This is a genomic window from Pseudomonas sp. BMW13, assembly GCF_013357275.1.
Lineage (GTDB): Bacteria > Pseudomonadota > Gammaproteobacteria > Pseudomonadales > Pseudomonadaceae > Aquipseudomonas > Aquipseudomonas khazarica.
The window spans coordinates 110,110-131,262 of sequence record NZ_SUKD01000005.1 but is presented as its reverse complement, the minus strand read 5'-3'; the positions used below and the strand labels follow the sequence as shown (position 1 = coordinate 131,262).

At 66.5% G+C, this 21,153-nt stretch carries 15 protein-coding genes; 6 read left to right on the top strand and 9 right to left on the bottom strand.

Features of this window, described 5'->3' with window-relative positions; all coding sequences use genetic code 11:
* Positions 1-14: 14 nt before the first annotated feature.
* From E4487_RS05705 to E4487_RS05680, 6 genes are all read right to left on the bottom strand, one after another.
* On the bottom strand, positions 15-3,107 hold the full coding sequence (locus tag E4487_RS05705; RefSeq protein WP_175252893.1) for an MdtB/MuxB family multidrug efflux RND transporter permease subunit: 3,093 nt from the start codon (positions 3,105-3,107) through the stop codon (positions 15-17).
* On the bottom strand, positions 3,104-4,333 hold the full coding sequence (locus E4487_RS05700; RefSeq protein WP_175252892.1) for an MdtA/MuxA family multidrug efflux RND transporter periplasmic adaptor subunit: 1,230 nt from the start codon (positions 4,331-4,333) through the stop codon (positions 3,104-3,106). The genes E4487_RS05705 and E4487_RS05700 overlap by 4 nt, the downstream gene beginning before the upstream one ends.
* Before the next feature lie 212 nt (positions 4,334-4,545).
* Complete coding sequence (gene tpx / locus E4487_RS05695; protein WP_037052072.1) at positions 4,546-5,046, bottom strand: thiol peroxidase; 501 nt, start codon at positions 5,044-5,046, stop codon at positions 4,546-4,548.
* Positions 5,047-5,209: 163 nt separating this feature from the next.
* Entirely contained in the window at positions 5,210-8,887 is a 3,678-nt protein-coding gene (locus E4487_RS05690) for a translocation/assembly module TamB domain-containing protein (RefSeq protein WP_175252891.1), read from the bottom strand.
* Positions 8,884-10,611 carry an autotransporter assembly complex family protein gene (locus tag E4487_RS05685; protein ID WP_175252890.1) on the bottom strand — a complete coding sequence of 576 codons (1,728 nt, stop codon included), beginning with the start codon at positions 10,609-10,611 and terminating at the stop codon, positions 8,884-8,886. The genes E4487_RS05690 and E4487_RS05685 overlap by 4 nt, the downstream gene beginning before the upstream one ends.
* Before the next feature lie 68 nt (positions 10,612-10,679).
* Complete coding sequence (locus E4487_RS05680; RefSeq protein WP_175252889.1) at positions 10,680-11,324, bottom strand: N-acetyltransferase; 645 nt, start codon at positions 11,322-11,324, stop codon at positions 10,680-10,682.
* Positions 11,325-11,529: 205 nt separating this feature from the next.
* Here E4487_RS05680 and xthA point away from each other — a divergent pair, with 205 nt between their 5' ends.
* From xthA to E4487_RS05655, 5 genes are all read left to right on the top strand, one after another.
* Complete coding sequence (xthA, locus tag E4487_RS05675) at positions 11,530-12,345, top strand: exodeoxyribonuclease III (protein ID WP_175252888.1); 816 nt, start codon at positions 11,530-11,532, stop codon at positions 12,343-12,345.
* A 67-nt stretch (positions 12,346-12,412) separates the two neighbouring features.
* The gene (locus tag E4487_RS05670) at positions 12,413-13,882 is read left to right on the top strand and encodes a GGDEF domain-containing protein (RefSeq protein WP_175252887.1); all 1,470 of its coding nucleotides are present in this window, start codon (positions 12,413-12,415) and stop codon (positions 13,880-13,882) included.
* Positions 13,883-13,950: 68 nt separating this feature from the next.
* Entirely contained in the window at positions 13,951-15,333 is a 1,383-nt protein-coding gene (locus E4487_RS05665) for a substrate-binding domain-containing protein (protein ID WP_175252886.1), read from the top strand.
* A 159-nt stretch (positions 15,334-15,492) separates the two neighbouring features.
* A complete protein-coding gene (locus E4487_RS05660) occupies positions 15,493-16,479 on the top strand; it encodes a TerC family protein (protein WP_037052064.1) in 987 nt (328 codons plus the stop codon).
* Positions 16,480-16,491: 12 nt separating this feature from the next.
* Positions 16,492-16,671: a hypothetical protein gene (locus tag E4487_RS05655; protein ID WP_037052063.1), complete on the top strand. Its 180-nt coding sequence runs from the start codon at positions 16,492-16,494 to the stop codon at positions 16,669-16,671.
* A gap of 54 nt (positions 16,672-16,725) precedes the next feature.
* Here the strand turns inward: E4487_RS05655 and E4487_RS05650 are convergent, their stop codons facing one another.
* On the bottom strand, positions 16,726-17,955 hold the full coding sequence (locus E4487_RS05650) for an acyl-CoA dehydrogenase (protein WP_175252885.1): 1,230 nt from the start codon (positions 17,953-17,955) through the stop codon (positions 16,726-16,728).
* A gap of 152 nt (positions 17,956-18,107) precedes the next feature.
* Here E4487_RS05650 and E4487_RS05645 point away from each other — a divergent pair, with 152 nt between their 5' ends.
* Positions 18,108-19,043 (top strand): LysR family transcriptional regulator, encoded by a 936-nt coding sequence (locus tag E4487_RS05645; RefSeq protein ID WP_037052061.1) that lies wholly within the window; start codon positions 18,108-18,110, stop codon positions 19,041-19,043.
* Positions 19,044-19,106: 63 nt separating this feature from the next.
* Here E4487_RS05645 and E4487_RS05640 read toward each other — a convergent pair whose 3' ends face one another.
* The gene (locus E4487_RS05640) at positions 19,107-19,541 is read right to left on the bottom strand and encodes a DoxX family protein (RefSeq protein ID WP_175252884.1); all 435 of its coding nucleotides are present in this window, start codon (positions 19,539-19,541) and stop codon (positions 19,107-19,109) included.
* A 105-nt stretch (positions 19,542-19,646) separates the two neighbouring features.
* Complete coding sequence (locus tag E4487_RS05635) at positions 19,647-21,062, bottom strand: transglycosylase SLT domain-containing protein (RefSeq protein WP_175252883.1); 1,416 nt, start codon at positions 21,060-21,062, stop codon at positions 19,647-19,649.
* Positions 21,063-21,153 lie beyond the last annotated feature (91 nt).

Below are 21,153 nucleotides of genomic sequence, written 5' to 3'. Positions count from 1 at the left end.
AAGCCCGGCACCGCTCATACCGACACCCCGGCGCCGCTGCGCCCGCTGACGCGGCGCGACAGCCGATCGAAGTACAGATAGATCACCGGCGTGGTGAACAGCGTCAGCACCTGGCTGAGCAGCAGGCCGCCGACCATCACCAGGCCCAGCGGCTGGCGCAGCTCGGCACCGGAGCCCGAGGCCAGCATCAGCGGAATGGCACCGAACAGCGCCGCCAGGGTGGTCATCAGGATCGGCCGGAAACGCAGCAGGGCCGCCTGGTAGATGGCGTCCTGCGGCGCCATGCCCTGATTGCGTTCGGCCTCCAGGGCGAAGTCGATCATCATGATCGCGTTCTTCTTGACGATACCGATCAGCAGGATGATGCCGATGATCGCGATCAGCCCCAGGTCGTTGCCGGTGAGCAGCAGGGCCAGCAAGGCGCCGACCCCGGCCGACGGCAGCGTGGAGAGAATGGTGATCGGGTGGATGTAGCTCTCGTAGAGCACGCCGAGCACGATGTACATGGTGACGATGGCCGCCAGGATCAGCAGCAGGGTCGATGACAGCGACGCACGGAACGCCTCGGCCGCCCCCTGGAACTGGGTGTTGATGCCGCCTGGCAGGCCAATGTCCTGCTCGACGCGCTCGATCACCGCCACGGCTTCGCCGAGCGAAACGCCGGGCGCCAGGTTGAACGACAGGGTCACGGCGGGGAACTGACCGATGTGGTTGACCAGCAGGCTGGCCGGACGCTCCTCGATGTGCGCCAGAGACGACAGCGGCACCTGCAGGCCATCCGTGGTGGGCACATGGATCTGGCGCAGCGCGGCCAGGCCGATACGCCCGCCGTCACGGCTTTCCAGAACCACGCGGTATTGACTGGCCTGGGTATAGATGGTGCTGATCTGGCGCTGACCGAAGGCGTCGTACAGCGCATCGTCGATATCGCCGACGCTGATGCCGAGGCGCGCGGCGGCGTCGCGGTCGATGTCCAGGTACACCTGCAGGCCACGGTTCTGCAGGTCGCTGGCGACGTCGGTCAGCGCTTCCTCTTCACGCAGCGCCTCGACCAGGCGCGGTGTCCAGGTTTCCAGCAGGTCGTTGTCCGGCGACTCCAGGGTGAACTGGAACTGGGTCCGGCTGATGCGATCCTCGATGGTCAGGTCCTGCACCGGCTGCATGTACAGCTCGATACCGGGGACCTTCGCCAGCTCCGGACGCAGCCGCTCGATCACCTCGCTGGCGGTGACATCGCGCTCGGCATGGGTCTTCAGGTTGATCAGCAGGCGCCCGCTGTTGAGCGTCGGGTTGTCGCCGTCCACGCCGATCGACGACGACAGGCTGGCCACCGCCGGATCACGCAGGATCACATCGGCCAGGCGCTGCTGGCGCTCGCTCATGGCAGTGAAGGACACCGACTGCGGCGCCTCGGAGATGCCCTGGATCACGCCGGTGTCCTGCACCGGGAAAAAGCCCTTGGGCACCGCCAGGTAGAGCAGCACGGTCAGGCCCAGGGTCGCCACGGCCACCAGCAGGGTCAGCGCCTGATGCCGCAAGACCCAGGACAGACCCACCCCGTAGCGCTCGATCATGGCATCGATGAAGCCGCCCGCCAGGTGGTAGAAGCGCCCTTCCTGCTCGGGCCGTTCCACCTTGAGCAGGCGTGCGCACATCATCGGCGTCAGGGTCAGCGACACCACCAGGGAAATCAGGATCGCCACCGCGAGGGTGATGGCGAACTCGCGGAACAGGCGGCCGACGACATCGGCCATGAACAGCAGCGGAATCAGCACGGCGATCAGCGACAGGGTCAGCGAGACCAGGGTGAAACCGATCTGCCGGGCGCCCTTGAGCGCGGCGTTCAGCGGCGTCTCGCCCTCCTCCAGATGGCGGGCGATGTTCTCCAGCATGACGATGGCATCGTCGACCACGAAACCGGTGGCGATGGTCAGCGCCATCAGCGTCAGGTTGTTGATGGTGAAGCCGGCCAGGTACATCACCGCGAAGGTGCCGATCAGCGACAGCGGCACGACGATGGACGGGATGATGGTCGCCGACAGCTTGCGCAGGAACAGGAAGGTCACCATCACCACCAGAGCGATGGCCAGCAGCAGTTCGTGCTGCACGTCGCGCACGGCGGCGCGGATGGTTTGCGTACGGTCGGTGAGCACCTTGACCTCGACGCTCGCCGGCAGGCCTTCGGTGAGGTGTGGCAGCAGCGTCTGGATGCGGTCGACCACGTCGATCACATTCGCGCCGGGCTGGCGCTGGACATTGACCAGCACCGCCTGGTTGCGATTGGCCCAGGCCGCCAGGCGCTCGTTCTCGGCGCCATCGACGATCTCGGCGACGTCCTTCAGGCGTAGCGCGGCGCCGTCCTGGTAGGTGAGGATCAGCTCGCGGTACTCGTCCACCGACTTCAGCTGGTCATTGGCATCGAGCTGCGAAACCCGCGTCGGCCCGTCGAAGTTGCCCTTGGGCTGGTTGACGTTGCTGGCGGTGATCAGCGTGCGCACGTCGGCCAGGCTCAGGCCATAGGCCGCCAGCGCCTCGGGATTGACCCGGATGCGCACCGCCGGACGTTGCCCGCCGGCCAGGGTCACCAGGCCCACGCCGCTGGTCTGCGCCAGTTTCTGCGCCAGGCGGGTATCGACCAGGTCATTGATCTGCGGCAGCGGCAGCGTGGTCGAACTGACCGCCAGGGTCAGCACCGGGGTATCGGCCGGGTTGACCTTGTTGTACACCGGAGGCGCCGGCAGGTCGCTGGGCAGCAGGTTGCTCGCCGCGTTGATCGCCGCCTGCACCTCCTGCTCCGCAACCGCCAGCGACACGTCCAGGTTGAAGCGCAGGGTGATCACCGAGGCGCCGCCGGAACTGGTCGAGGACATCTGCTTGAGGCCGGCCATCTGCCCGAACTGGCGCTCCAGCGGCGCCGTCACGGCGCTGGTCATCACGTCCGGGCTGGCGCCTGGATAGAGGGTCAGCACGCGGATGGTCGGGTAGTCCACTTCCGGCAGGGCCGACACCGGCAACAGGCGATAGGCGATCAGGCCGCTGAGGAAGATCGCCACCATCAACAGCGTGGTGGCGACCGGCCGCAGGATGAACGGGCGCGAGATGTTCATGCGTCGTTCCGCGCTGCGGCCTTGCCCGGTTTGCCCTTGCCTGCCGCGTCGCCGGCCTGCGTGGCGCTGGCGTCGATCACCTCGACCTGGCTGCCGTCGCGCAGGCGGTCGGTGCCCTCGAGCACCAGACGCTCACCGGGCTGAACGCCTCCAGCCACCATGCTGCGCTCGGCATCGCTGGCGGCGATCGTCACCTGGCGCACACTGACCTTGCTGTCGCTGTCGACCACGTAGACGAAGGTGCCCTGGGTACCGAATTGCACGGCAGCCGACGGAATGATGGTGGCGGCCTCGCGGGTTTCCACGCGCAGGCGCACGTTGACGAACTGGTTGGGGAACAGCATTTGCTCGGCGTTGGCGAAACGCGCCTTGAGCTTGACCGTGCCGGTGGCGGTGTCGATCTGGTTGTCCAGACTCTCCAGCACGCCCTCGGCCAGGCGCAGGCGCTCACCGCGATCCCAGGCTTCGACGGCCAGGGTCGCGCCTTCGTTGCGGCGCTTGAGCACCGCCGGCAGGTCCCCTTCGGGAATGGTGAAGATCACCGCGATCGGGTCGGCCTGGGTGATCACCACCAGCGGCGTGGTATCGCCGCTGCTGACCAGGTTGCCGAGGTCCAGCTGGCGCAACCCCAGGCGTCCAGCGATGGGCGCGCGGATCTGGGTGAAATCCAGGTTCAGCCTGGCCGTGGCCACGTCGGCCTGGTTGCTCTGCAGGCTGCCACGATACTGGTTGACCAGCGCCTGTTGGGTGTCGAGGGTCTGCTTGGCGATGCTGTCTTCGGCGTAGAGTCCCTTGTAGCGCTGAAGGTCCAGTTCGGCATTCTTCAGTTGCGCCTGGTTTTCCTGCAACGCGCCTTGTGCCTGCTGCAGCGCCACCTGATAAGGACGCGGGTCGATCACTGCCAGCAGGTCGCCAGCCTTGACCTGCTGGCCCTCCTCGAACAGCACCTTGACCAGCTCGCCGTCGACGCGCGAACGCACGTTGACCGTGTTGTAAGAGGTCACCGTGCCGAGCGCCTTGAGTTCGATGGCGAAGTCACCCTGCACCACCGGCGCCACCCGCACCGGGACCGGGCCCGTGTCACCGAAGCGGCCCCGCCCCATCTGCTGCTTCTGTGGCTCGCTCGGCCAGAACCACCACAGCAGGACGAGCGACAAAGCGAGCAGTGCCAGGCCGATCAGCCACTGGCGAGAGGTATTCGAGGGGGATGAAGAAACGTTCGACATGGCAGGCGTGGGATCACTTTTTCTGGGAGTCGGCACGATAAGCACTCGCCCGCGTCAAGCAAAGCCCATTTACCGGCTATTTACGCTGCGCTTACGTAACCAACTGTTTGCGTCCGGCCTTGGCCGGAGATTGGCCAGCAAGGCGGACGCCTTTTGCGGCAGCAACGAAAACGGCCTGCAGAGCAGGCCGTTTTCAGGTGACGCCTGGCGACTTACTTCAGCACGGCCAGGGCAGCGGCATAGTTCGGCTCGTCGGCGATCTCGCCAACCAGCTCGCTGTGCAGCACCTTGTCGTTCTCGTCGAGCACCACCACGGCGCGCGCGGCCAGGCCGGTCAGCGGGCCACTGGCGATGGCCACGCCGTAATCCTTGAGGAAGCCGGCACCGCGCAGGGTGGACAGGTTGACCACGCTTTCCAGGCCTTCCGCACCGCAGAAACGCGCCTGGGCGAACGGCAGGTCAGCGGAGATGCACAGCACCACGGTGTTGTTCAGCTGGCTGGCTTCGGCGTTGAAGGTGCGCACGGAGGTCGCACAGGTCGGCGTGTCGACACTCGGGAAGATGTTCAGCACCTTGCGTTTCCCGGCCAGGCTGGCCAGGGTGACGTCGCTCAGGTCGCCTGCGACCAGGCTGAAGGCCGGAGCCTGTTGGCCCGCTTGCGGCAGCTGGCCGTCGACCTGCACCGGGTTGCCTTTGAGAGTGACTTGCGCCATGGGAATTTTCCTTATCGTTCAGGGAGTTGAAGGGCGGATAGGTGACTTGGGCGGCACACTGACGAGCGCCCTGTCGAATGGCAGGTCACGGCCCGACCATCCGTCCAGACTAGCGCAGAAGCGCGGCCGATACACCTGCGAGCATGTAGGGATATAGCAAAAATCAGAAGTCTCGCCGGTAGAACAGGTCCAGCGAACTGGCCAGGCCACTGGCCGCCTCGAGATACAGGCGGCGGGTCAGCTCGTAGCGCAGCGCGATGGTGTTGGCCGGCTCGAACACCCCCACGCCATAGCGCAGGCTGAGGCGGTCGGTGAGGTTGCCGCTGGCCACCACGCTGGTGGTCAGGCCGCTGCCCTCGGTATCCAGCTGGAAGTCCTTGATGCCCAGGCTGCCTGCCAGGCTGGTGGTCAGCGAACTGCTACCCGCCAGGCCCAGCGCCAGGGCCGCCTGACCAAGCATGTTGTTGTCGCCGCTGCCCTGCCCCATCGGCCGCCCCAGCACCAGATAGGACAACGCCTGCTCCTGGCTCATGGCCGGCTCGGCGAATACCGTGGTGCTGGGTTGTTCGGCACTGCCGGACAGGCGAATGCCGGCCACCACGTTGTCCACGCGGCGAATCGCCTCGACATCGAGGAACGGCTGATCGATCGGCCCGGTGAACAGCAGGCGCGCGCGGCGGATGGTCAGGCGCTGACCGTAGGCGCGGTAGCGACCATTGACCAGGTCCAGTTCACCACGGGTGTCGAGGTCGTCGCCGATGTGCATGCGGCCGCGCAGATCGGCGCTCAGGCCAAAGCCGCTGAAGGCCAGCCTGTCCTGGCCGACCTCGACGTCGACGTCCATGGCGATGCCCAGGCCCTGCTCGGCCAGCGGTTCCTCGCGACCGACCACCCGGGCGTCGCCGGACAGCTTCACCGTGGACGGCGGCAGTTCGCGCACGCTGATCAGGCCACGCGGCACGCCCACCTTGCCGCTGACGGCCAGATGCTGCTCGCGCAACTGCAGGCGCAGGTCGGGCTCGACCTCCAGCTCGGCGTAGGGCTCCACCTTGACCGGCAGGTGCTGACCCAGCAGGGTCAGCTCCGCGCTCAGCCCGGCGGCCCAGTTCAGTTGCCCGTTGAGCTGGCCACTGCCCTGCTCCCCACTGCGCCAGTTGCCGGACAGCTGCACCTGCTCGCCGGCAATCAGCGCCTGCACCTGCAGCGCCTCGAGGCTCACCGGCAACGCGCTGCCGGACAGCGCACCGCCCTGCAGACGCAACTGGCCATCGATCTGCGGCGCCAGCAACCCGCCCGCCAGCCTGCCAGCGCCCTGCAGGCGGCCTTCGAGTGTTTCCGCCATTGGCACGAAGGGGCGCAGCACGGCCAGGTCGAAGCCGCTCAGGCGGAACTCGCCGCTGATCGGTTTGCTCTGCGGCCGTGGGTCGATCCGCGCCTGCAGCGACAGCTCACCCAGGCGCTCGCTGAGGAAACGCAGCTGGCTGTCGACCCGTTGCGGGCGCAGGCTGCTCTCCAGACGCAGGCTGTCATAGGGGAAATCCAGCCACTGCTCCTGCTCCGGCTGCCGGATACGCAGGGTGCCGGCACCGGCGTCGAGGGTGATCTCGCCATTGGGGCCGCTTTCGCGCAGATCGACCTTGAGCCGGCCGGCCAGCTGCCCTTGCCAGGCAAAATCCTCGGGCAGCCAGGGTTGCAGGCTGGCCAGTGGGAAGTCCTGCAGGCGCCAGTCGAGACTGGGCTGCGGCATCAGCCGCTGCTCGCCACCACACAGGCTGGCCGCACCGGACTGCCAGCAGTGTGCACCCAGGTTCAGCCGGCCGCTGGCCAGGCGTTCCAGGCCGGCGGCCTGTTGCAGCTGCCAGTCCTGGCCACCGTTCTGGACACGGCCGCTGGCGATACGCCCTCGCCAGTCGCCCTGTTCACCGAGCCGGCCATCCAGCGCCAGCGCCAGTGTCAGCAGCGGCCCTTGCAGGTCCAGCTGCAGCGCCTGGCGTTGTAGGTCGCCACGCGCTTCGGCCTGCAAGCGCCCGAGCAGGGTGTCGCCAATGCGGATACCCCGCAGGTTCAAGGCGATGCCCGCCTGCTGCCGGGCATCCAGCGTCGCATCCAGTTGCAGGCGACGCACGCTGGGCTCGCCGAATGCCAGCCGTTCCCCGGTCAAGGCCAACTGCCCCTGTGCAGCCTGCCGGCTGCCGGCCAGCGCCAGGCGCCCCTGCAACTGCCCCTGCAGGCCGGGCCAGAGCTGCCCGAGACGTGGCAACGCCACATCCAGCTGGCCACGCAAGCGCTGCTCGAGCGCGCCCTGGCCGCTGATGCGGTTGTCGCCCAGGCGCACCGACAGCCGATCCAGCTGCCAGTGTTCGCCACTCCCGGCCCCCTGCACTTGGAGCTGCGCAGGCTGGCCGCGCAGACGGCCGTTGAGGTCGATATCGGCGCGCGCCTGCAACACGTCCGCGGCGAAACGCCCCGAGGTGTTCAGCGGGCCTGCCAGCGTGCCCGGCATCTCCGCCAGCCAGTAGCCGGGGTCGAACTCGCTGAGCTGCAGCATCGCCTGCCAGTCGATGCCCGTGGCGAAGCCAAGCCTGACCACACCCTCAGCTCGTCCCTGCCCGGCCACCAGCTGCAACTGAGGCAGACTGACCTGGCCAAGATCGCCGCTGACCGGGCTGCTCAGGCTGAACTCACCGGCCGGCCCCTGCAGCTGTGCGCTGAAGTTACCCAGGTAGTTGCCCTCGCTGAAACTCATCTCGGCCTGCAGGCGGTGCAACGCCACCGGGGGCGGCTGGTCCAGCGGATAGAGGCGCTGCCAGGGAAAGTCCTGCCAGTCCAGTCGCGCATCGATGCTGAACACGTCGCTCCAGTCCAGTGTGCCGTCGAGCTGTACATGCTGCTCCTCGGCCTGGATGCGCAGCGCGTCGATCTTCGCCCCCTGGGCATCGACGCGGCCGCTGAGCCGCACCGGCATGGGCGCCTGCTCGGCCGGCAGGCTGGCCGTGCCGTCGATGCGATAGCCGGCAGCCAGATCGCCCCTGGCCTGCAGGTCCAGGTCGCGCAGCTGCAGGGTCGCCGGCAAGGCGCTGCTGGCCTGAAACTCGCGACTGCTCAGATGCAGTTCCGCCGGCAGCTGCTCGGCCAGCGCCTGCACCTTGCCCTGAATGCGCGCATCCAGGTAGCCGCTGCTGTCTGCGCTGAGCTGCAGGGTGCCCTGCAGCTCGCCCGCCACCTGCAAGGCGACCTGCCAGGGCCTGTCATCGACCTGCGGCAGTTGCAGGCGGCCGCTCAGGGTCAGCGGCCAGTCGCCCTGTGGCGTCAGTTGACCGCTGACCTCCAGCTGCAGGTCGTCACGCTGCAACGTCAGGCGCTGCAGATCGACGCCCTGCTCGTTCCAGTTGCCGATCAGCTGCAACTCCGTCAATTGCGACTGCCCGTCCAGGCGCAGCTCACCCAGACGGACATCTCCGAGTTGCAGGCGCAGGGGCAGTTTCAGGCTCGGCAGGCGCAGCGGTGCGGCGCTCGCCTCGCTCGGCGGCACGCTCAGCACGGCCTGCTCGAGATGCACGCGGTCGAGGCACAGGGTCAGGCGCAGCAGGCAGGAAGGTGACCAAGCGAAGTCCACTCGCTGCAACTGCAGCTGCGTATCCGCCTGTTGCCAGCGCACATGTTCAGCCTGCCAGGCGCCACCCAGACGACCGCTGAAGTGCTCGACCTCGAGCCCCGGCACCTGGGCCAGCAGCCAGCGACTGCCTCCCTGCGTACCGAGCAGCCCCGCCAGCGTGGCGCCCAGTACCAGCAGCAGCCCCAGTGAAGCGGCCAGCAGGCCTTTCAGCAGGCGCCGCGTCATAGCTCGGGCCCCATGGAGAAATGCAGGCGGATGCCGCCATCGTCATCCAGGGCGTGGGCCAGGTCCAGGCGCAGCGGCCCGACCGGCGACACCCAGCGCACGCCGAAGCCGACCCCGGTCTTCAGCGTTGGCAGCTCCAGCGAGTTGAAGGCATTGCCCTGGTCGATGAAGGTCGCCAGGCGCCATTTGTCCGTGAGGCTGTACTGGTACTCGGCGCTGACGGCGAACAGGTAGCGGCCGCCGATCTTGTCGCCCTGGTTGTTCTCCGGCGACAGGGTCTGGTAGTCGTAGCCCCGCACGCTCTGGTCGCCGCCGGCGAAGAAGCGCAAGGACGGCGGCACGGCGGTGAAGCCGTTGGTCTCGGTGCCGCCGAACTGCACGCGACCGAGCAGGCGATGGTTGTCGAACAGCGTGGTCAGCCCCTTGAGCATGACGTTGCCGTGCAGTACGTTGGCGTCGGACAGCACCCCGTCCACGGCACCACGCAGGTCGAACTGCAGGCGATAGCCCTGATTCGGATCGAGCCGGTTGTCGCTGCGCAGCAACGAATAGCTGGCGCCCGGCATCAGCAGGGTACTGAGGCCGGAATCGTCGCCCAGGCGATACTCCTCGCGCTGCCACTTGAGCGAGAGCACCCGCTGCCAGCCTCCGGAGCGCTGGCTGTGCCATTCCGGCCCCAGGCTGAGCAGGCGGCTGAGGCTGTCCTTGCTGGCCAGTTCCTCGTACTGATAGCCACCCGCCAGGCGCAGCTTGTCCGTCAGCGGCGGATCGCCCGGTATGTCGTACCACAGCCCGACGTTCTGCCGTGGCGCCGACAGCTCGCTTTCTATGCCATAGCTATGCCCTTGCGGGTTGCGCCAGTGGCGCGTCCAGTTGGCCCGCAGGCGCGGCCCGACGTCGGTGGAGAAACCCAGGCCCAGCCCCATGGAGCGCGGCTCGCGCACCTGCAGCGCCACCGTGACGGGAATGCGCTGCTGATCGGCCTGCGTAGGGATGGCATCGACCCGTACCGATTCGAAGTAGCCGCTGGATTGCAACGCCTGGTACAGCTCGGCGATCAGTTCGGAGTCATAGGGCGTGTCCGCCTCGAACGGCGCCATGCGCCGCAGCAGCGCTTCGTCGAAGGGGAAGTCGCCGGTGAAGCTGAGATCACCCAGGCGGTAGCGCGGCCCGCTGACGAACACCAGCTCGATGTCGGCCACCCCGGCGTCCGGGTCGATCAGCAGGCTCTGCCGGGAAAAACGGCCATCGAAGAAGCCATAGCGCGAGGCCTGGTTCTGGATCAGTCGCTTGGCATCCTCGTAGCGTCCATGGTTGAGCACGGCGCCCGGCTGCAGACGGCTGGCGCTGGGCACGCGAAAGGCAGCCAGGTCACTCGCCGGGCCCTCGATTCGGATATTGACGGTGCGCAGCCGTACACGCTCGCCGGGCTCGACCTCCAGCACCAGGCGCGGCGGCTCACCTTCGTCAACATGGCTGCGGATACGAGCCTGGTAGTAGCCCAGCGCCTGGGCGGCCTTGTCGGCCTCGCCCTCGACGATGCGTCGCAGACGGCGCAATGCCTGCCGGTCGCGCCCGTCCAGGCTGCCGACATAACCTTCGATATTGGCTTTCAGAGCGGCGTTGCTCGGGGTAATCCGTACGTCCAGTTCGTTCGCGGCGAAAGCCCCCGAACTGATCAGCAACAGCGCCAGGCTGCGCCTGATATGTCCATATACACTCATGGCGGGGGATGCTACCACGGAGCAGAGCCCCAGCCAGAGCCGTCGCGTGCCGGGCAGACAGCCGGGGTTCAGGCGCTGGCGCGCACCACCGGCTGCGGGTTGGGATGAAAGAACACGTGCTCCACCACCGGGCCGAGCGCCAGTTCACCGATTTCCTCGTAGCCCTGGCGGCGATAGAACTCCAGGTACCTGGCGTTCCCGGTATCCAGCACCACCCCCTGCGACCCGCTGTCCTGCGCGCACCAGTCATGCAGCGCCTCGAGCAGCTGCTCACCACGGTGCTGGCCCTGGAACTCGGGATGAACGCCGAGCAATGGCAATACGTGGTAGGGACCCGGCGGCAGGCAGGCGAGCACGGCATCGTGGTAGTCGAGATAGCGACGGGTGCAGCTGAAGCCGGTGGTCAGCAGCATGCGCAGGCGCCAGCTCCAGCTTTCGGTGATGTCCAGCCGCCGCTGCGGCGGTGCGATCAGGGCCGCACCGATCAGACGATCGTCGATCAGCAGGCCGATGGCCGGCAGGTCCTCGGAAAAGTGCTGCTGCACCAACTCGCGAATCGTCGCGCGAACGCGCTGATCGAACCCCGGCCGATCCGCGTCGAACAGATAGCCGAAGGTGGGTTCGTGGCGGTAGGCATGGTAGAGCAGCGAGCGCACCTCACGGGCGTAACCACCATCGAGCATGCGCACTTCTGCAGGAGCGTTGTGGGGCATGGCGGACCTCTGTTGTTATAGGTTGTGGGCCAGATGGATCTCGGATGCCTCAGGCGCTGTCCGTTCCCGCCTGTTGATGCACGGCCCGGACTTCGCCCGCTGACTTTTCGTACAGACCCTAGCACCGCCATGCCATGCTCGCCAGGCGCTGGCCGCAGCCGTGAAGGATCGGCTAGCATCGCCTTTTGCCCAGGACCCGCTGCCCATGAAAATCGTTTCTTTCAATATCAATGGCCTGCGCGCGCGCCCTCATCAACTGCAGGCGCTGATCGAGAAACACCAGCCAGACGTGATCGGCCTGCAGGAAACCAAGGTATCCGATGAACAGTTCCCGGAGGCCGAGATCCGTCAGCTCGGCTATCACGTGCACTACCACGGGCAAAAGGGCCACTACGGCGTCGCCCTGCTCTCGCGCCAGGAGCCGCTGAGCCTGCACAAGGGGTTCCCGGGCGATGATGAGGAGGCCCAGCGACGTTTCATCTACGGCACCTTCGCCGACGCCGCGGGCAAGCCGGTCACGGTGATGAACGGCTACTTCCCTCAGGGCGAAAGCCGCGACCACCCCGTGAAGTTCCCGGCCAAACAACGCTTCTACGCCGACCTGCAGCAGCTGCTGACGGAAGGTTTCGATCCGCAGCAGGCGTTGGTGGTGATGGGTGACATCAACATCAGCCCCGAGGATTGCGACATCGGCATCGGCGAACCCAATCGCCTGCGCTGGCTGAAGACCGGCAAGTGCAGCTTCCTGCCGGAAGAGCGCGAGTGGCTGGCGACCCTGAAGAACTGGGGCCTGGTGGACAGTTTCCGCCACCTCAACCCCGAGGTGAACGACCGCTTCAGCTGGTTCGACTATCGCAGCCGCGGTTTCGAGGACGAACCCAAGCGCGGCCTGCGCATCGACGTGATCCTCGCCAGCCAGGCGCTGCAACCACGCCTGCTCGAAGCCGGTATCGACTACGAACTGCGTGGCATGGAGAAACCTTCGGATCACGCGCCGATCTGGCTGCAGATTGCTGAATGATCCACGCAGGCTAGGCTAATTCGATAACGCCATCATTTTCTCCGGTGGCGATCTCGAGGGTCCGGCCATGAGCAGTTCCGCCACCTCACCTCCCGACGCCCGCCACTGCGCAGCGGGCGTTGCAGCCCTGGTTTGCCTGCTGGTGCTCGGTGCTTGCCTGCTGGGCATCCTCACCCGCCCGATCGGCCACCTGGCGGCGCTGTGGCCGGCCAACGCCGTACTGCTCGGTGCCCTGGTCCGGTTTCCCCGCCTGGCTCGTCCGGCCGGCTGGTGCGGCGCGTTGTGCGCCTATCTGCTGGCCGACCTGCTGGCCGGCAGCAGCCTGCAGCAGACCCTGCTGCTGAGCGCCGGCAACCTGTCGGGGGTGGTCGTCGGCTTCCTCCTGCTCAGGCGCCTGCACGCCGGTCATCGCAGCCTGCGCACGCCCGCCTCGGTGCCTTACCTGGTGCTGGCCATCGTCGCGGCGGCCGCTGCCTCCGGCTGCTTCGGCGCAATCACCGACCCGCTGCTGTACGGCGGCAAGCCGATGGGTGGCTGGGTGTTCTGGTTCATGACCGAGCTGGTCAACTACATGCTGTTCCTGCCGGTCATGCTCACCCTGCCCGCGTGCCGGGCCGTGCGCGCCGAGCGGCGGCGCCGCCCGCTGTGGACGGCCGAACAGGCGCGCAAGCTCCTGCCACTGCTCGGGCTGCTGGTCTCCGCGGCGCTGTGCCTGCTGATCGGCGGCCCCGGCGTGGTCGCCTTCCCGGTGCCGGCGTTGCTGTGGTGCGCCCTGAGCTACCGACTGTTCAGCACCGCCTTGCTGACGTTCCTGGCCAGTGGCTGGGTGCTGGTGTCGATCGCCCTGAACGGCCTGTCGCTGGCGCCGCTGGACGTCAACTCACGGCCAGTGCTGCTGTCGCTGCGCCTGGGCGTGTCGCTGATCGCCCTGGCACCGCTGACCGTGGCCAGTGTGATGTCGGCGCGCAATGAACTGCTGCAACGCATGCGCTACCTGGCCAGCCATGACCAGCTGAGCAGCCTGCTCAACCGCTGGGCCTTTCGTGAGCAGGCCAGCGAACAACTGAGTCTGCTGGCTCAGCAACAGCGCCCCCTGGCCTTGCTGATGCTGGACATCGACCATTTCAAGCGCATCAACGACAACCACGGCCATGCCGCCGGCGACCAGGTCCTCAAGGCCTTCGCCAACCTGGCGGGCAGCGGCCTGCGCAAGGACGAACTGCTGGCGCGCATCGGTGGCGAGGAATTCGCTCTGCTGCTGCCCGGCTGCGACCTCGAACAGGCACGGGAAATCGCCGAACGCATTCGCCAGCGCTTCGGCGACACCCAGGTGCAACTGGACAGGCAGACGATCAGTTGCACCCTGAGCATCGGGGCAGTGGTCGCCTGGCCACCCTTCGGCGACCTGGACGGCCTGCTGTTGGCGGCCGACCGCATGCTCTACCAGGCCAAGGCGCTTGGCCGCAACCGCTGCGAGATCACCTTCCTCGGCGGCGCCGCGGAGCCCGGTGCAGAGCCACCCGGCAGCCCGCTGTAACCTGACTGTCATTCAATCGACTTATTCTGCGCGACACTTTCTCCCACCCACTAGAAGGTGCCTGCCGCATGCCGCGCGCCCTGTCCTACGCTGATCGCGACCTCTGGGGTCGTACCCTGTCCCTGCTGCTCATCGGTTTCATCTGCTACGCCCTGCCCCTGTCGGTGTTCGCCGCCCTGCCCGCTTCCCAGGGCAACCAGCCGGTCCTGCGCATCCAGGGCTCCAACACCATCGGTGCCAAGCTCGGCCCGGAACTGGTCAAGGGCCTGTTCGAGGCCCAGGGGCTGCGCGACATCCGCAGCGAAGCCGGCGCCCGGGAAAACGAGCAGCGCATCGTCGGCCGTCAGGCCAACGGCCGCAGCGTGATCGTCGAGGTGGCGGCCCATGGCTCCGGCACCGGCTTCGCCTCGCTGCAGAACGGCAGTACCGACCTGGCCGCCTCGTCCCGCCCGATCAAGGACAGCGAAGCCGCCAGCCTGGCGAGCCTGGGCGACCTGCACAGCCCGCAGAGCGAACAGATCATCGCCATCGACGGCCTGGCGATCATCGTCCACCCCGGCAACCCGATCAGCGCCCTCAGCGTCGAGCAGATCGCCCAGCTGTTCTCCGGCGAGATCAGCGACTGGGCCGCCCTCGGCGGCAAGCCGGGCAAGGTGCAGGCCTATGCGCGTGACGACAACTCCGGCACCTACGACACCTTCAAGGAACTGGTCCTGGCGCCAGGTGGCCGGACGCTGGCCGCCAGCGCCCGGCGCTTCGAGTCCAGCAACCAGCTCTCCGACCTGGTCAGCGGCGATCCCAACGGCATCGGCTTCATCGGCCTGCCCTACGTTCGCCAGGCCAAGGCCATCGCCGTGGCCGCGGGCGAATCGCATCCGATGCTGCCGAGCACCTCGCTGATCGCCACCGAGGACTACCCGCTCGCACGCCGCCTGTTCATCTACAACGATCCGCAACTGGAAAACCCCTGGGCCCGCGCACTGATCGACTTCGCGCACAGCCCTCGTGGCCAGGCGATCGTCGACAGCGCCGGCTTCATCGCCCAGACCGTGCAGGCGATCAAGGTCACCCCGGAAACGCAGATGCCGAGCGACTACCGCCAGCTCGCCGAGCAGGCGCAGCGCCTGTCGGTGAACTTCCGCTTCCAGGAAGGCAGCGCGACCCTGGACAACAAGGCCTATCGGGACCTGCAGCGGGTCATGGACTACCTCAAGCAGCACGACAAGCTGCGGAACAAGGTAGTGCTGGTCGGCTTCGGCGACCCCAAGAGCGACCCCGAGCGCGCCGCACTGCTCTCCAAGCTGCGGGCGATGGCCGTACGTCGGGAACTGGCCAAGCAGGGCGTACTGTTCCGCGAGATCACCGGCCTGGGCAGCGAACTGCCGGTAGCGGCCAACGACCAGGACAGCGGGCGCATCCGCAATCGCCGCGTCGAGGTGTGGGTCTACTGACCACGCCAACAATCCTCGTCAGGGGGCTTGGCAGTTTCTCGGCGCGGCGTTAGCCTTTGCTCCGCGTGACGCCGGGCCCCTCTGGCGGTGAGCTGCTCACCGTGATGTCGGAGTCACTGAGTCGATTTCTTTCAACTCAGGCAGACACAGGGAGGGCTCATGGACGCTCTACTCGCCTTTTTGACATCCCCACTCTTCGGCACACCCGGCTGGTTCTGGCTGGCCTTCCTGCTGCTGATCATCGCCCTGCTGGTACTCGACCTCGGCGTGCTGCACCGCGACCAGCATGAAATCGAGGTGCGTGAAAGCCTGCTGCTGTACGCCGGATACTTCAGCGTCGGCGTTGCCTTCGGCGGCTGGATCTGGTGGCAGCTCGGCGGCACCAAGGCCATGGAGTACTACACCGGCTTCCTGGTGGAGCAGTCGCTGTCGATGGACAACGTCTTCGTCATGGCGATGATCCTCGGCTACTTCAACATTCCCCGCCGCTACCAGCACCGCGTGCTGTTCTGGGGCATCCTCGGCGTCATCGTGCTGCGCGCGCTGATGATCGGCCTGGGCACGGCGCTGGTGCAGCAGTTCGACTGGATTCTCTACCTGTTCGGCGCTTTCCTGCTGTTCAGCGGCGTGAAGATGCTGCGCAGCAACGATGAAGAGGCGCACCCGGACCTGGCGCAGAACCCGCTGCTGCGCTTCGTGCGCACGCGCATCCGCGTCACCGACGACCTGCACGGTGGCCGCTTCCTGGTGCGCCTGAAGGATCAGGCCAGCGGCAGAGCCCTGCTCTACGCCACGCCACTGCTGCTGGCGCTGGTGCTGATCGAACTGGCCGACCTGGTGTTCGCTGTCGACAGCGTGCCCGCCGTCCTGGCCATCTCGCAGGACCCGTTCATCGTCTACACCTCGAACATTTTCGCCATCCTCGGCCTGCGCGCGCTGTACTTTGCCCTGGCCGCACTGATGCACCGCTTCATCTATCTGAAGTACGCCCTGGCGCTGGTGCTGATGTACATCGGCGGCAAGATCTTCCTGCATGACCTGGTCAAGGTTCCCGCCCTGCTCTCACTTGGCGTAACCTTGGGCTTGCTGGCCGGCGGCGTGTTGCTTTCCCTGCTCAAGACACGCGACCGGAAGGCCATCGACTAGCCAGGAGTCGCGATGCCCGACGTCTGCATAGAACTCATCGAGCGCCAGGGCCAACGCCTCTGGCAGGTGCGCCTCGGCCGTCGCGCACTGACGTTCCAGGACGAGCTGGCAGCCCGTCATTTCGCCGCGCAACTGCACATGCGCCTCGGCTGGCTGGGCCAGACCCAGCCAGCCGAAGACCGCCTGCCCTGAGGCGCAAACACAGAGGCCCGCAGAATGCGGGCCTCTTCATCTACAGCGGCTGATTCAGCGGCTGGCTTTCATCATTTCGCGCGGCACGTACTTGCCGATCTCGTACTTGCCGATCGCCGCACGGTGCACTTCATCCGGCCCGTCCGCCAAGCGCAGGGTACGCTGCATCGCATACCAGTAAGCCAGCGGGAAGTCGTTGGAGACCCCGGCGCCACCGTGCATCTGGATCGCCCGGTCGATCACCTTGAGCGCCACGTTGGGCGCGACCACCTTGATCTGGGCGATCTCGCTGGCGGCGATCTTGTTGCCCACCGTGTCCATCATATAGGCCGCGTTCAGCGTCAGCAGGCGCGCCTGGTTGATCTCCATGCGCGAATCGGCGATGTGATCGATGTTGCCACCCAGGCGGGCCAGCGGCTTGCCGAACGCCGTACGGCTCACGGCGCGCTTGCACATCAGTTCCAGGGCGCGCTCGGCCATGCCGATCGAACGCATGCAATGGTGGATACGGCCCGGGCCGAGGCGGCCCTGAGCGATCTCGAAGCCGCGCCCCTCGCCCAGCAGCACGCTGTCGTAAGGCACCCGCACGTTCTCGAACAGCACTTCGGCATGGCCGTGCGGGGCGTCGTCATAGCCGAACACCGGCAGCGGCCGCAGTACCGTCACGCCGGGCGCGTCCATCGGCACCAGGATCATCGAGTGCTGCTGGTGGCGCGGCGCGTCCGGGTTGGTCAGACCCATGAAGATCATCACCTTGCAGCGTGGGTCGCAGGCGCCGGACGTCCACCACTTGCGCCCGTTGATGACCCACTCGTCGCCCTCGCGACGCGCATTGGCCTGCATGTTGGTGGCGTCCGACGAGGCCACCCCCGGCTCGGTCATGGCGAACGCGGAGCGGATCTCGCCGGACAGCAGCGGCTCCAGCCATTGCCGCTTCTGCGCCTCGCTGCCGTAGCGCACCAGGACTTCCATGTTGCCGGTGTCCGGCGCCGCGCAGTTGAAGGGCTCCGGGCCGATCAGCGAACGGCCCATGATTTCCGCCAGCGGTGCGTATTCGGTGTTGCTCAGGCCGGCGCCGTAGTCCGACTCGGGCAGGAACAGGTTCCACAATCCCTCGGCCTTGGCCTTGCTCTTCAGCTCTTCCATGATCGCGGTCGGCTGCCAGCGGTCACCTTCGGCCACCTGCTGCTCGAATACCGCTTCGGCCGGATAGACGTGCGCTTCCATGAATGCGCTGACGCGCTCACGCAGCTCTTGAACCTTCGGGGAATAGGCGAAATCCATGGGCAATACCTTCTGGCGGATCGGGTGTGATGTCGGTGTGGAAATGATGCTAGAACAGCGCTTAAGATTTATCTAACCTATTTTCAGCGTGTATGAACATTCATAACCGATATATGATCGATTGATATCGACAGCCCTGGAGTGCTTGCGGCATGAACTTGACCAAGGTGGATCTCAACCTCTTCATCGTCTTCGACGCCATCTACACCGAGGCCAATCTGACACGTGCCGGACAGATCGTCGGCATCACCCAGCCGGCGGTTTCCAACGCCCTTGCCCGCCTGCGCGAAACCTTCAACGACCCGCTGTTCGTGCGCACCGCCCAGGGCATGGTGCCCACGCCGATGGCGCAGAACATCATCGGTCCGGTGCGCAACGCCCTGCAGCTGCTGCGCGTGTCGGTGCAGGAGAGCCGCACCTTCAACCCGCAGCAGGCCGGCAAGACCTACCGCATCAGCATGACCGACCTCTCCGAGCAGATTCTCCTGCCGCCGCTGTTCCAGCGCCTGCGTCGCCTGGCGCCGAGCGTGTGCATCGAGAGTTTCCTGGCCAAGCGCCGCGAAACCACCAAGGAGCTGGCCGCCGGGCGCCTGGACTTCGCCGTCGACGCCCCGCTCAACACCGACCCGCAGGTGCGCCACGTCAAGCTGCTGGATGATCGCTACGTCTGCGCCATGCGCCCTGGCCACCCGCTGGCCAAGGAGAAGATCAGCCTCGACGAATACCTGTCGCTGACCCACATCCACATCTCCAGCCGCCGCAGCGGCCTCGGCTATGTCGACCTGGCCCTGGGCAAGATGGGGATTCAGCGCAAGATCGCCCTGCGCTCGCAGCACTACCTGATGGCCAGCAGCGTGATGCAGCAGACCGATATGGTGATGACCGTGCCGGAGCGCTTCGCCCGCCGCCACAACCTGCACCATGTGACCTTGCCGGTGGGCGACGTACCGGCACTGGAAACGCACCTGTACTGGCACGAAAGCACCGACCAGGACCCGGCCAACCGCTGGATGCGCGAGCAGATGATCGAGCTGGCGCAGCAGGTCGCCGCGCAGGAGAAGAAGGCCGAGCAAGCGCCGGCAGCATGATCGCCCGGCGCTGAACGCAAGAAGGCCCGCATTGGCGGGCCTTCCTGTTGCTGCGGAAGCGAATCAGCCAGCGATCTTGCCGTCGACCGACAGCTTGCCGGCACCTTCGAACACCAGCGCGATGCTGATCGCCAGCAGCGCCAGGGCGAACTCGTAGCCGTTGTTGCTCATGAAGAAGCCGTTGGCCAGGTGCACGCTGAAGATCGCCACCAACATGGTCACCGCCAGCACCGCAGCTGCCGGACGCACCAGCAGGCCGATGATCAGTGCCACACCGCCGAAGAATTCGGCGCTACCGGCCAGCAGCGCCATCAGGTAGCCCGGTGCCAGGCCGATGCTTTCCATCCACTGCGCGACACCGGCCAGACCATAGCCGCCGAACCAGCCGAACAGCTTCTGCGAACCATGCGCGGCGAAGGTGAGGCCGGCGATCACGCGCAGAATGGTGATACCCATGCCGGCCTGGCTGGCGGTGATGCTCTTGATCAGGTTGTTCATTGCAAGGCTTCCTTTGATGTGTGAGGTAGATGGCGCACAGAATATCCAATTTATTCGATTTAAAAATCGCAAAATACCGCTAACGATAATCGAAAAAATAGATACCTATTTAACCGTCAGACGCTGTCCTTGCGGTTCGAGCAAATAGCGCTCGCGGTCATAAGCAAGGTAGTACTTATTCACCGAGTTCACATAGCTCACGACCCCCATCCCCATCTGCTCCATGGCCACCCGCTCGACCTGGAAGAACCACTGATTGGGATTGAGGCCACGCCGACGCGCTTCCGCCCGCAGGCTCTGCACCCGTTGCGGCCCGAGGTTGTATCCCGCCAGGACGAAGGCCATGCGCTCACGCTCGTTGAGCTGCGGGCTGTTGAAGAAGTTGCGCCGAATCATCGCCAGGTACTTGCTGCTGGCCTGGACGTTGGCGTCGACCTGCGTGATGTTGCTGACGCCGACGCTGCGCGCCGCCGCCGGCGTGATCTGCATCAGCCCGGTCGCCCCGCTGGCACCGCGCGCCGCAGGGTTGAGGGTCGACTCCTTGAACGCCAGCGCCGCCAGCAGCAGCCAGTCGAAGCCCTGCTGCTCGGCGTGTTTCTGCAGTACCGGGCGCACCTTCTCCAGACGCTGGCGCTCGGTTCGCCCCAGGGGCGAATGCACCTTGTACAGGCGCCGATAGACGCGCTGGAAGGCACTGTCCTGATCGGCCGGGGCCTGATAGCCGCTGAAGAAGCGGTCGATGCTGGCGCGCAGCATCGGCGCGTCGGGGCGCACGAACCACTTCATCTCGCCGTCGCGTGCCAGCACCAGGTGCTTGTCGACGCGCAGCCTGGGCATCACCTTGGCCCAACGCTCGGCGATCGGCAGCTCCACCGCCGTGCGTTCGAAGATGCCGGCCTGGACCATTTCCAGAACGTCCTCGACCGCCAGGCTGGGGTCGACCCACTCGACCACGATGGGCGGCAGCTTGCGCTCCGCCAGTTGCTGATTGATCCGCCGCAGCGCCTCGCCGACCGCGCTGCCCGCCGGCAGCGAAAGACTGCGCCCGGCCAGCTGCTCGAGGCTGCGGTAGTGCCGGTTACCCTGCTTGGACACCAGCACCAGCGGTACCTGACGGCGAATCGCGGCGCTGGCGCTGACATCATGACCGGCGCGCACGCTGAGCAGCTCCCCGGGGGCGACGAGATCGCCCTCGCCGCGCTGCAGGGCGCCGAGCAACTGGTCCTTGGCCCTGGGGATGATCTTCAGGGTGATGCTGCGCCCGTCGCGGGCGTTACGATTGAGGTACTGCTCGAACGCGCGCAGACGGTGGTACTCGACACCGATGCTCTGCCCTTTCACCAGGCCCGAGCTGTTGCGGCTCTGATTGACCAGGACGCGCAGCTCGCCGCTGGTGCGAATCGCCGACAGGTCACGGGCGCTGCGCGTCTGGCTGCCGACCTCGGGCGGGCCTGCCAGGCGTGCGCTGACCGGCAGCGGCAGCGCGACCAGCAGGCACAGGATCAGCAGCAATCGCGACATCGACTCTCCAACAATGGCAGCAGGCCGGCGAAGCCTCGCGGGGGTGCTTGATCTGCTGCTCGCGGATGCGCGACAGACGGCAACTGACTGC